Origin of the sequence: Algibacter sp. (assembly GCF_039977455.1) — a bacterium.
GTDB lineage: Bacteria > Bacteroidota > Bacteroidia > Flavobacteriales > Flavobacteriaceae > Algibacter_B.
Map to the genome: position 1 here is coordinate 66,417 of NZ_JBDWDG010000018.1, position 12,102 is coordinate 78,518.

Annotated in this window: 9 protein-coding genes; 7 read left to right on the top strand and 2 right to left on the bottom strand. The window is 31.4% G+C overall.

Features of this window, described 5'->3' with window-relative positions:
* Positions 1-2 precede the first annotated feature (2 nt).
* The 4 genes from ABJM36_RS08255 (at position 3) to ABJM36_RS08270 (ending at position 5,382) form a co-directional block, all read left to right on the top strand.
* The gene (locus ABJM36_RS08255) at positions 3-320 is read left to right on the top strand and encodes an Hpt domain-containing protein (protein ID WP_348450979.1); all 318 of its coding nucleotides are present in this window, start codon (positions 3-5) and stop codon (positions 318-320) included.
* 9 nt (positions 321-329) lie between these two features.
* Entirely contained in the window at positions 330-1,046 is a 717-nt protein-coding gene (locus tag ABJM36_RS08260) for a LytTR family DNA-binding domain-containing protein (protein ID WP_348450980.1), read from the top strand.
* A gap of 411 nt (positions 1,047-1,457) precedes the next feature.
* A complete protein-coding gene (locus ABJM36_RS08265; protein ID WP_348450981.1) occupies positions 1,458-4,046 on the top strand; it encodes a T9SS type A sorting domain-containing protein in 2,589 nt (862 codons plus the stop codon).
* A 160-nt stretch (positions 4,047-4,206) separates the two neighbouring features.
* Complete coding sequence (locus ABJM36_RS08270) at positions 4,207-5,382, top strand: hypothetical protein (protein ID WP_348450982.1); 1,176 nt, start codon at positions 4,207-4,209, stop codon at positions 5,380-5,382.
* A gap of 158 nt (positions 5,383-5,540) precedes the next feature.
* Here ABJM36_RS08270 and ABJM36_RS08275 read toward each other — a convergent pair whose 3' ends face one another.
* Together ABJM36_RS08275 and ABJM36_RS08280 are read right to left on the bottom strand one after the other, a co-directional pair.
* Positions 5,541-7,601, bottom strand: coding sequence for a tetratricopeptide repeat protein (locus ABJM36_RS08275; protein WP_348450983.1), 2,061 nt, complete (start codon positions 7,599-7,601; stop codon positions 5,541-5,543).
* 133 nt (positions 7,602-7,734) lie between these two features.
* Entirely contained in the window at positions 7,735-8,871 is a 1,137-nt protein-coding gene (locus tag ABJM36_RS08280; RefSeq protein WP_348451019.1) for a response regulator, read from the bottom strand.
* A 352-nt stretch (positions 8,872-9,223) separates the two neighbouring features.
* On the opposite strand from ABJM36_RS08280, the gene ABJM36_RS08285 reads away from it, so the two are divergent.
* The 3 genes from ABJM36_RS08285 to ABJM36_RS08295 all read left to right on the top strand — a co-directional run bounded on the left by ABJM36_RS08285 (position 9,224) and on the right by ABJM36_RS08295 (position 12,102).
* Positions 9,224-9,502 (top strand): STAS domain-containing protein, encoded by a 279-nt coding sequence (locus ABJM36_RS08285; RefSeq protein ID WP_348450984.1) that lies wholly within the window; start codon positions 9,224-9,226, stop codon positions 9,500-9,502.
* Positions 9,503-9,532: 30 nt separating this feature from the next.
* On the top strand, positions 9,533-10,789 hold the full coding sequence (locus ABJM36_RS08290; RefSeq protein WP_348450985.1) for an oligosaccharide flippase family protein: 1,257 nt from the start codon (positions 9,533-9,535) through the stop codon (positions 10,787-10,789).
* A gap of 110 nt (positions 10,790-10,899) precedes the next feature.
* The gene (locus ABJM36_RS08295) at positions 10,900-12,102 is read left to right on the top strand and encodes a glycosyltransferase (protein ID WP_348450986.1); all 1,203 of its coding nucleotides are present in this window, start codon (positions 10,900-10,902) and stop codon (positions 12,100-12,102) included.

The following is a 12,102-nucleotide window of genomic DNA, read 5'->3' on the forward strand; positions in this document are numbered from 1 at the left end:
TTATGGAGCACCCTAATTTATCTTATATTAATCAATTGTCTGGAGATGATAAAGTTTTTAAAAACAAGCTTATAGGTGTTGTAAAACTAGAGTTCCCTCAAGAGAAAGCAATCTATGTAAAAAATATATCGTTAAATAATTATAAAGAAGCTGCAGAAAATGTACACAAACTTAAACATAAAATTAGTATTTTAGGACTTGAAAAAAGTTATGCTGTAGCCGATGATTATGAAAATAATTTATTAGAGCAAAATACGTCTGGAAAATTAGAATTTGAATCTATTTTACAAACTATTACAGACTACCTAACTACTATTTAATGTTATTTTATGAATTGTATTATTATTGATGATGAGGCCATGGCTAGAACAATTATTACGCAACTTTGTTCTCATATTCCCAGCTTAAATTTACTTGAAGAATTTCCTAATGCAATGCAAGCCATAAAATATTTAAATCAAAATGAAGTCGATCTTATATTTTTAGATATTCATATGCCAGATTTTACTGGGTTTGATTTTATTCAATCGCTTAAAAATCCGCCTAAAATAATATTAACAACTTCCGATCCTAAATTTGCCATAGAAGCTTTTGAGTATGAGTGTATTGTAGATTATCTTGTAAAACCACTGTTGTTACCACGTTTTGAAAAAGCTATAATAAAGGCTGAAGCAGCAGGAGTAAAGCCTAAAGGGCTTAAAAAGGCATCTTCAGGCAAAACTGAATCATCTTCTGGAAACGACTTATATGTTAATATTGACAGACGCCTTATAAAAATAGATATTCCAAGTATTTATTTAATAGAAGCTAAAGGGGATTATATACAGGTTAAAACAGAGGATAAAAATTACACCGTACATTCTACTTTAAAAAAGATTGAAAGCAAATTACCAAACGATTTATTTTTGAAAGTACACCGTTCTTACATTATAAACGTTCAAAAAATTATAGATATCGAGGATAATAGTGTACTTATTAAAAAGGATGTTATTCCTGTAAGTCGCTCAAACCGCCCAGAATTAATGAAGCGTCTTAATTTGCTTTAAATACGAAATGTGAACTAATTGTTTTAAAATTTAAATTAATATTAAAAGGCAAAAGAATACTCTTTTGCCTTTTGCATACTATATGTTTCCTATTTATAAGAATACGTTCTATTTATCCTCAATTAAAAAGTGACTAATGGAAAATTAATAATCTCTTGCTTGCCAAATTAATTTTGTCATAATTTCAATTAAACTTCATTAAAAAAATATCATTTGTTTTAGTTACCATATTACTAATATGCGGGAACGTAGTATTGTTTTATTGTTAAACAAGAAGTTGAAATTTAAGGAGTTATATAATTCATTTAACTGTGTAAATCTACCGTTTATCTACACTTAAATCTCATCCACCGAAAATTCTATTTTTAGGCCTAAAAGTGATATATGTTTGTAAAATAGATACCCTATTTCATGAACAAAATATTACTTATTTCAATATTTATAACAAGTATAATTTCTGCTCAAAATACATCTTTTAATTGCGATTTTAGCGCTTACTTATTTCAGTATAACGATGTGTATACGGTCGATTTAGCTTCAGGAAATTCATATACGGTAGCAACCAATATTACCGAGGGTAATATAAATGCAACAGCTTACAACCCTACAGATGGTTTTATTTGGGGGTCGTTAAGTAAGCCCCAAAAATCAATTGTACGTATTGGTAAAGATTTTGAAACCACAACCTTTTATATCGATGAGTTACCCACTAATAACAGGTATGTAGGCGATGTTAGTAGTAATGGTATTTACTATTTAAAAGGTGGCGGAACCAAATATTACGGTATTGATGTAAACCCAGAATCTAAGAATTACACTAAATTTTTAGCAACAAAAAACTTATCTAAAAATATTAGTATACACGATTGGGCTTTTAATGCTGTAGACGGTAATTTGTATGCGCTAGAAAAAAACACAAATATTTTATTTAGAATAGATGCTGAAACAGGAGGTGTTTCAAGTTTAGGTGTTGTGCCAATTCTTAGTGGTTTAAATTATATATATGGTGCCGTATATTTTGATGCTTCTGGTCGTTTTTATGTGTCGGCAAATCAAACAGGAACAATTTACGTTATTCAAAATGTTCAAGATTTAAATGGTTTAAACAATATTGAATCTAACTTATTTGCCTTTGGTCCTTCAAGTTCTCAAAATGACGGAGCACGTTGTCCTACAGCACCTGTTGCTCAAGAAATTTGCGATAATGGAATTGATGATGATGGCGATGGATTAATTGATTGCGAAGATCCATCATGTTCCGGATATTCGGGTTGTTCAGATCTTCAATCTTCTACGGCATCTAGTGCCAATGCAGGTGGATTAGAAAGTAATAACAGGCTATCTCAACAAATTAGTAAACGTAATTTTAATAGAGCAAAAACAAGTTATAAATTCGATAAAACCAAAGCAAAACGTTTCGTTAAATCTAATACGTACGGTAAAACGACTTCAGCAAAAAGTAATGGGTTTCAACTTTCAGATTTTATGCCTTTAGAGGTAATAAATGAAGATGCTGTTATCGAGTCTTCTCCATCAGATTTAATAGGAATTACCAATGCTACCGAAGTTTATTCAATAAACTACATGAGAAATAACGATGCCATAGCATCTATCTTATTACTAAAAACCGAAAAAGGTGTTTACGAGCATACAAAATACATTTGCGATAGGTTGTTAGGCGCACAATTAATCTCGGTATCAACCATAGAAATTAATGAGCAACAATTTATAAAATCTTTAATAAGAAATATTGATGGTAGCTTAGAGTTTGTTTTAAGTCTTTCAGCAAAATCCATAAATAATAATGTGAACTTTGGGATTGAAAGCCACTGGAATCTTGATAAATACGAAAGTAGTGTTGGATTTTATAATTTTCAAATCTGGTCTAACAACTTAGACGATTTAATAAAATTAGGTGAAGAAGTTGTACGCTTATTGGATGTTCAACAACCGGTAACAAGTTATAATAACTCATCACCACCAACTGTGTTTGTTAGAACAGGTACTTATAAAAATGGTAAATTAAATTTACAAGTTGTAAACACAAATAGAAGTGAAGCCGTTGCTTTTGATGGCGGATTAAGAGCTACAGAAACTGAAACTGTAGAAAAAGTATCAACAACTATTAATTTAACTGGCGATTATATTTCAAATATTGAAGTTGATGCTGGAAACCTTTTTGATATTGGCTTTAGAATTGGTGATGGTGTAGCAACTCCAGACGATTTATTCATGTCCGATGGACCATGGGGATATGATGATGCTGCACCAACAACTACTGTTACACATTATACCGTTAACGAAGGCGATAAAACGTTTAATAATGATGAATACACCATAGAGCGTAACGTAAACCTAGAAGCTATCACAAGCGATTATATTGCCACATACAGAGCCTTAACACCAAAGTTTAATCCAATCGATTTAACAAGTTATAACAGCTTAAAATTACAGGCTAAAGGTACAGGAACCTTAATTGTAAGACTGGTAAAAGAAAGTTTAAGCAATTGGAAAACGCAATACAAAACAAGTATAGCTTTAACGGATGATTTAGCGGAGTATACTTTAATGTTCTCAGATTTCAAATCTAGCAACGGTTCACCACTAGAAGCTAACGATGTAACCTCTATAGTGTTTACTATGTTAGCTGAAAATGGAGAACAAGTAACCAAAAAAATGACTTTAAAGCAGTTGCGTTTCGCTACAAGCAACTCATTATCTGTAGCGTTTCTAGATGAAACTAATACGATAGCAACAACTGCTATACCTAACCCAATGCATAATCAAACAACTATACACTTAACTGCAGAATATGCTGAAACTATACAGCTGACGGTTTATAACCAAGTGGGAGGCTTAGTAAAAGCGCTAGAGGTAGATGCTAAACAAGGAGCAAACCAAGTGACGTTGGAACGCGGAAACTTAAGTTCAGGAATGTATTTCTGCACCATTAAAAGTACCCAAGGTCATTACAAAACAATAAAACTACTGATGGATTAATTAATAGCAAATTATAATCTATGTAGTAAGGCAAAAGACGTCAGTTTTTTGCCTTTTTTTGGTATATTACGTTCCTAAATAAGACTTTTTTTATAATTATTGGTTTTCTTTCTCGTTGGTTCAATCAAACAAAAAAAAGCCGGTATTTGGTAATTTAAATATGAGGAAAGAATACAGGATTGCAAAAGGTTGGGAAATTTTTATATGGATATGTTTTCCTGTGTTCATGATTTTGTTTTTCTATTTAGGGATTATGCCATATCTAGAAGAAAAAGTGAATGTAACGTTAGCTGTTTTCTTAACTCTTATCGCATTGGGCTTGGAATTTCTTATGGTTCTTGGATTGATAGACACCAGGAAGAATAAGTTAATTATTGAAAAAGAAAGTATTACAAGTATTGGGGTTTTTAAAACTAAAACACTAGCAATTAAAAATGTTAAAGGGTTTAAAGTAGATAGAAATTATCTCTGGTATTTTTCGGAAAATGAAAATGAGAAAAAGATTAAAGTGAGTAGATATGTTGGTGGTTTTGATGAATTACTATCATGGTCAGAACAGCATTTTAATGATTTAGATCTAGAGGAATTTAAAAATGATGAACAAGAGATTTTGGAGAATAGAGAATTTGGTATGACAGCAAAAGAAAGTGAGCATAACTTATTGAAAGCCAAAAAAACGACAAAGATTATAAATATTATCTCTTGGATTGTTGCTTTATCAACTTGGTTTTATCCACGTTATTATCAAATTCAAATTATACTTTGTGCCGTGTTGCCAATTATTGGACTAATTATTTTTAAAAATTCAAAAGGGTTAATTCGTTTGGACGAAAAACCAAACTCGCCTTATCCTAATATTCATTCAACCCTTATTATTCCTTCGTTAACCTTACTAATAAGAGCGTTAACTGATTTCGAAATATTGGATTATTCAGGTCTTTGGATTCCTGTTTCATCGCTAATTATGGTGATTGGTTTTTTAATTATGAATGATTCCTATGTGCATTATAATTTTAAAAAAGGGCATACATATTTAACGGTATTTGGTGTTTTAATACTTGCCGGTTCTTATGGATATGGCCTTTTAATAACAACAAATGCTGCATTTGAAGATGCTGAACCTATTGTATATGATGTGGGAATTTTGAATAAACGAATTAGTTCGGGTAAATCTACTTCATATTACTTTGAACTTGAAAAATGGGGCCCACACAATAAAATTGATGAAGTTTCTGTATCAAAAAACATTTATAATAGTAAGGAGGTTGGAGATAAAGCCGTTGTTTGTTTTAATACCGGACTTTATAAAATCCCTTATTATTTTGTGATTCAATAATATGAAGAATAGAAAATGATTAAAGAGAGTAGGTCAATGGCTTTTTCCTTTCATTAGGCTAAGTCGTTTTGCTTATACCTTTAGAAAATAATTACTTGTTGTTAAATTTAAAATACATTAATCAATACTGTTTAAATATGTATCAGTAATCTGCAAAATTACTTTCTAAAAATAGGGGTATCAAACAAATACCATTTAAACCGCAACCCAATTTCATTAAAAGTAAAACCGGCAGCTGTGGCAGATGCAATATTACTTCGAGTTCCGTATAGGTTTAATAAGGCTCTTTCAGAGAATTTATAACCTAATTTACCCTGTATGCGGTAGGTGCTTTGGCTGGCATCGTCCTCAATGTATTGTAGTCCTGTTGCAGCCGTTAACTCATAAAACCACGCCTTAGGTTTGGTTGTGGCTTCATCTTTAATAATATTCACAAAAACTTCGGCAGCATTAAACTGTTCTGGGCTAAAATAAATAGTGGATACTTGGTTTTTAAACGTAATGTATTGATAGTTTAAACCAGCCTTTAGTGAAGGCTTGGCTAAAATATTGTAGTATAAAGACGTAAATAATAGGTTTCTAGTATTATCATCGTTTTGCCATGTGTAAAAGTACTGTGTAAACCAACCTAAATTAAAGTTGGTGCTTAAGCTGTAATTGGCATATAAATTATGCATTACAATTTCTCTATTTAATAATTCGGCATTAAAATTTTGTATTTCGCTTTTGTAGCCAATATCTAGTACTTGCAATTTAAAAGGTTTAATGTTTAAGGCTAAATCGGTTACCATTTGTGTGTAATCGTTAGTATCTGCTTTTGCCGAGGTTACACCTGCTGTACCTTTAAACGTTATATCTGGTAATAACTGGTATGCTAAACCTAAAGAAAAATCGTTTGATGTGGCATCAAAATTGGTGACCTTATTGCTAGTTGTTCTATACCCGTAATTTACCAACCATTTAAATCTGGTCGATGTTGGGAATTCTATTTTTGTTGTAACTCCAAAGGCTTTATTATCGCCATTATCAAAAGAGTAGGAGGCCTTAATTTCCAAAAAAGGGGTAAAGCTAGTATTTAGGGTTTTAATAAAATTGGTGGCATCTTTTTGCTTGGTGTAAAACGTTAAAGTATGTTCTGCAGCTTGGTAGGCCTCATCATAATTGCCAATAGCTTTTAAGGCATTTGCTTTTCCTAGGTTTCCATCAAACGAGCTGCTGTCGTTCTCCAAAATGCGGTTATAATCTGTTACACTCTTTTTAAAATCGCTTTTATAAATGTTTAATGTTGCGCGTAGGGCTAATAGCCAGTTTTCGTTGGGTTTGGTTTCAATTAAATTGTTAATTAAGGTATTGGCGGTTTTATATTTTTTATTCCAAATTAAGGCTTGTATATAGCGTTCGGTAGTTGGTTGTACCATTGCTGAATCGGTTTGTTCGTTTAAACTTAAAAAAGCCTCTTCACTAAATTGTAGTGCTTCTTTTTCTTTACCTTTTAAATGTTTTACTAAGGCTAACCCGTTTAAAGCCAAGAGTTTGTTGTTTGGTGTTTTACCAATGGTATAATAAGTGATTTCAGCCTTGTTAAATTGACAAGCAATTATATAGAGGTTTGCTAAATTTAAAAGTGTGTCTTTATCATCATTAAAAAGTGTTAAGTTTTCTTTTAAGAGGCGTTCTGCTTCATCATAATTTTGGGATTGCTGATTTTGATACGCATAGCCTAAATACATATATTTTTTTGAGGTTAAAGCATTGGGATTGTCTGGTAAAACTTCTAGTGCTTTATTTACATAAAGTAAAGCGTCTTCATATTCTTTTAAGTTGGAGAGGGTATTAGCGTAACTTAGTAGTGCTGGAAAACTTTTAGGATCTTCTTCAATTAATCCTTTAAAATAGGTTTTTGCTTTATTGAAATTACTAGTCCATAATAGAGATTCGCCATAGTTAAGTTTTACCTCAAAATCTGTAGGGTAATCTGCCAGTAACTTGGTAAAAAGAGTATAAGCTTGTTCTGGATTTCCGTTAAGCCCAATGGCTCTTCCAAGACATAATCTCGCAGTTTTATTATCGGGATAATCTTTTAATATAGTTTTAAAATAAGCTTCTGCTTTAGCATATTTTCCTGTTTCTAAATAGGTGAAACCTTCTTGCATGTTTTGCGCAAAGCCGTAAAAAGTAACTAAAACCAGTAATAAAAAAAACAGCTTTTTTAAAGGCATAGGATGTGTAGTTTATATAAATGCAAGTTAATTAATCGGATGGAATTATTAACCGACAGTAAATGGTTATTGAACGACATAGATATACCTTTGGTTGTTTAAAAATAGAATTTTAAACTCAGTTTTTAATTTTTTACCTGTAATGTATCGCAATTTGACCTAGTTGTCCAACAATTTTTACCGAGTCTTTCATGGATAGTTTAGAACCATCGGCATGAATCCAGCGCTTAAGTGGTTGTTCGCAAATGTAGGAGATTGCTTTTTTCTTACCATAATGTTTTCTCATGCGAATAAAAATTTCAACATCAAAAATCCAACGCGTGATAAATGAGTCTTTAAACACAAGGTTTGCAATATCTTTGTCCATAATTTTTGCACCACATTGCGTATCATTAAAAGGCATGCCTAAAATGGTACGGATAATAAGATTTATAGTTTTGCTTATTATTTTACGAGCAGATTCTTTGGTTATATTTGCGCCCATTCTACTCATTCTAGAACCACTTACAATTTTAAAATTTGAAGTCTCAATAGTTTTAACTAAGTCATCAAAATCTCTAAAATCTGTTGATAAATCGGCATCTAAATAGCCAATATAATCTAGTTGTGGGTCTTTTGCTAAATGTAAAACACCTTGCCTTACAGCTTCAGCCTTACCACCATTTTTTTCGCAGTTGTATACACTAATATTGTTTTCTCTACCTTTTTTTAGAGTGTTTAAAACATCTAGGGTTTTATCTGTACTTCCATCGTTTACAAAACATAGATGATAGCCTAAATTACTATCCACAAAATCATGAAACTCTTTACTTAATAGTCTTTCTTCTTCATTATAGCAGGGAATAACAACACCAACACAACGTTGCTGTATCATCTGGTCCTTGGTAGTTTCGTTTTGTGATTTATTTGTTTTTATTCCAAATATTCTTGAAATTCTCACCGTGACTTCGTTAAGTGAAACGGGTTTTTTCATGTAATCGTCTATGCCCAAATCAAAGCCATCAATAATAGTATCTTCATTAGTATTTCCTGAAAGTACTAAAATTTTTGTATCCGATTTTTTCTCATACCTAATCGTTTTTACAACATCTAGTCCAGTCATACCATCCATATTTATATCAACAATAACAATGTCTGGTTTAAAGGAATCGAAAATTTTTAAGCCTTCTGCTCCAGAATGTGCACATTTAATATCGAAGCCTAAATCGCTTAAGTGTTTTTCGAGTGATAACAGAATTAATTGTTGATCATCTATGGCTAAAATTTTAATCATAATAGTAGGTTTTTGGGGTAAAAGAGGATGCTTTTATCATTTTATATATGGTAAATATAATATAAATTTGAAAGAAATGTATTATTTTTTACAATATTTTATCGATAAAACGATATATTTGTTAGATGTAATGCGTTAATTGTTGATTTTGTGTTTTATTTTTTACATGGTGTAAGTAAGTAAATCTTTATTAATATGAAGAGTAATATTCATTTTCTAATTAATCAAAACAATTGATTCATTCGTCTAAAGGAAAGTGCAATTGAACGAAATTTAAAGTCCCTCTACTAATTCCTGATAGATATTTGTATCAGAAATCAAAACCATATTAATCTAAAAATATAATGTTATGCCCCTAATAATTAAAGAAAGTAAAGGTGTGTTTTTGTTAGAAGGAATTATAAATTCTACTACTTTAAAAAAATTTAAAGAGCATTTAGAGTTTCTTTTAACATACACAAAGTCCGTAACTATTAATATTGAAAAAGTATCTGCTATTGATAAAAATGGATTGAAAGTTATCCATGAGCTTTTTCAGGTTGCTAAAGCCAGCAAAAAATCATTTGCAGTAATTGGTTATGGTTGTAAAGCTATTTATGAAACTATGGACATTACTACAACATCTTAAATAGTAGGTTTTAATTTTTATACCCCAATCATGCAAATTCTTACTATTTTAAAATCAAAAAAAATTTCTCCAGAGCAATTATTTATGTTAAGTGTTCTTGCCGTAAACGGAGGTAATTATTTATACAATTTAATTTTAGGTCGTATTTTAGGGCCTGCTCAATTTGCAGATGCTGCTGTATTAATTACCTTTTTACTGGTCTTAAGTTTTGCTGCCATGACGTTTCAATTAGTAACCGCAAAATTTTCAGTACTTTTTGAAAACGATATTTTTAAAAGCTTCATTTCTAAAATATATAAAAATGCGCTTTTAGTTGGTGTTATTATGGGAGCACTTATTGTTATTAGCGCTAACCAATTACAAATCCTATTCAATACATCGTCATCTAATATGTTTGTCGTTTTTGGTATTGGTGTTCCACTATATTTTTTAATGAGTGTTAACAGAGGTGTTTTTCAAGGAAAGAAAGCTTTTAAGTCGCTTTCAATTACCTATCAAGGTGAAATGTTAAGCCGACTAATAATTACACTAGGTCTTATATTGATCTTCAATATGCAATCATCGGTTGTGATTGCCGTAGGTATTTTGGCATCGTTTGCTTTTGGACTGATACCGTTTAAATTCCCAACTTTGGTCCCAAAAAAGGTGTTACAGTTAACTACTTCACATTCCAAAGAGATCCGTAGTTTCTTTATTATTACTGCCTTTTATGAGCTGACCCAAATTATTATAAATAATAGTGATATCCTATTGGTTAAACATTATTTCGAGGCTTATGAAGCTGGTTTATATGCTTCTTTAGCTTTAATAGGACGGATTGTTTATTTTATAGCTTGGATGTTTGTAATGTTGTTGTTGCCCACAGTTGTTCAGCTTAAAAAGGAAGGGAAAGAAACAGCACCTACGCTTTTTAAATATGTGGGATATATAGCTGCCATTTCAATAACTATTATTTTGGTTTGCTTAAGTTTCCCCGAAACTATTATTACTATTCTTTTTGGTGATAGTTATATTGCCATGGCACCTCTTTTATGGAAGTATGCTATAGCGACATCCATGTTTGCCATTTCTAATATTTTTGCTTATTACTACCTGTCTCTAGATAAATACATTCCTGTTGTTATTTCTGGAATATTTGGAATGCTTCAAATGGGATTGGTTATTTTTTACCATGATAGTTTGGAGGAAGTTGTGCATATGCAAATTATAGCCATGTTATTTTTATTAGCTATTCAATTGGCATTTTTTAAATATGATCAATTAATTTCTAAATCCACTTATCTATAGTAAAATACCATTCGTCTACAGTAAAGGTTATCCTACCTAAATATGCTGATTTAAGAAGAATAAAGCCTCAATTTTGTAGTGTTATTAAAATTACCTTTAAATCCCAAATCATGAAATTAGCCATAGTAACAGCTTATCCGCCAAGTAAAGTCACTTTAAATGAATATGCATATCATTTAGTTAAGCACTTTAGGCAAAAGGATGACATTACGGAGTTAGTTTTGTTAACTGATACTACCGAAGAAGAAAAGGATATTGCGTTTACCGAGGCTGGTTGTAAAATTACGATTAAGGAATGTTGGTCTTTTAATAGCTATAAAAATATTCTATCGGTTACTAAAGCTATTAACCAAACTAAACCAGACGCGGTATTATTTAATTTACAATTCATGAAATTTGGTGACAAAAAAGTTGCTGCGGCATTAGGGCTAATGTTACCTCTAGTTTGTAGGTTAAAAAAAATACCGAATATTGTATTACTTCATAATATCTTGGAAGAAGTAGATTTAGGGAGTGCAGGATTTACAAGTAATAAATTAATGCAAAAAATTTATGGATTTATTGGTAGTAGTTTAACGAAATTGATACTTCAAGCAGATACAGTTGCAGTAACTATGCAAAAGTATGTTGATGTTTTAGAAGCAAAATATAAAGCAACAAATGTCTTGTTAATACCTCATGGTACTTTCGAAATACCATTAGAACCGGATTATAAAGTACCAACGGCTCCAATGCAAATAATGACTTTTGGGAAATTTGGAACATATAAAAAAGTAGAGGCTATGATTGAAGCTGTTGAAAAAGTAAGACAATCCACGGGACTAGATTTAGAAGTTGTTATTGCCGGAACTGATAATCCAAATGTTCCAGGGTATTTAGCTAAAGTACAAGCTGATTATAAACACATCCCGCAAGTACGTTTTACAGGTTATGTTGAAGAATATGAAGTGCCAAGGTTGTTTAACGAAAGTGCAGTGGTTGTATTTCCATATACATCTACAACAGGAAGTTCTGGTGTATTGCACCAAGCAGGAAGTTACGGTAAGGCTGTAGTAATGCCAGATTTAGGCGATTTAGCTTTGTTAGTACAAGATGAAGGTTATAGAGGTGAGTTTTTCGAACCAACTTCGGTTGAAAGTTTAGCACAGGCTATAGAAAATATTGTAACTAATGAAGTTTACAGAATACAGTTGGGTAAAGCAAATTACCAAGCAGCAACTGCACATCCAATGTCTCAAATAGCAGGAATGTATATAGATACTTTTGATAGTATAATAACTAAAAAAAGTAATTCAGGAACAGTAATGGCGTAA

Excerpts from the sequence above, each read along its gene's own strand:
- ABJM36_RS08275 (WP_348450983.1), bottom strand. The coding sequence starts at position 7,601 with ATGCCTTTAAAAAAGCTGTTTTTTTTATTACTGGTTTTAGTTACTTTT.
- ABJM36_RS08285 (WP_348450984.1), top strand. The coding sequence starts at position 9,224 with ATGCCCCTAATAATTAAAGAAAGTAAAGGTGTGTTTTTGTTAGAAGGA.
- ABJM36_RS08295 (WP_348450986.1), top strand. The coding sequence starts at position 10,900 with ATGAAATTAGCCATAGTAACAGCTTATCCGCCAAGTAAAGTCACTTTA.
- ABJM36_RS08255 (WP_348450979.1), top strand. The coding sequence starts at position 3 with ATGGAGCACCCTAATTTATCTTATATTAATCAATTGTCTGGAGATGAT.
- ABJM36_RS08290 (WP_348450985.1), top strand. The coding sequence starts at position 9,533 with ATGCAAATTCTTACTATTTTAAAATCAAAAAAAATTTCTCCAGAGCAA.
- ABJM36_RS08270 (WP_348450982.1), top strand. The coding sequence starts at position 4,207 with ATGAGGAAAGAATACAGGATTGCAAAAGGTTGGGAAATTTTTATATGG.
- ABJM36_RS08260 (WP_348450980.1), top strand. The coding sequence starts at position 330 with ATGAATTGTATTATTATTGATGATGAGGCCATGGCTAGAACAATTATT.
- ABJM36_RS08265 (WP_348450981.1), top strand. The coding sequence starts at position 1,458 with ATGAACAAAATATTACTTATTTCAATATTTATAACAAGTATAATTTCT.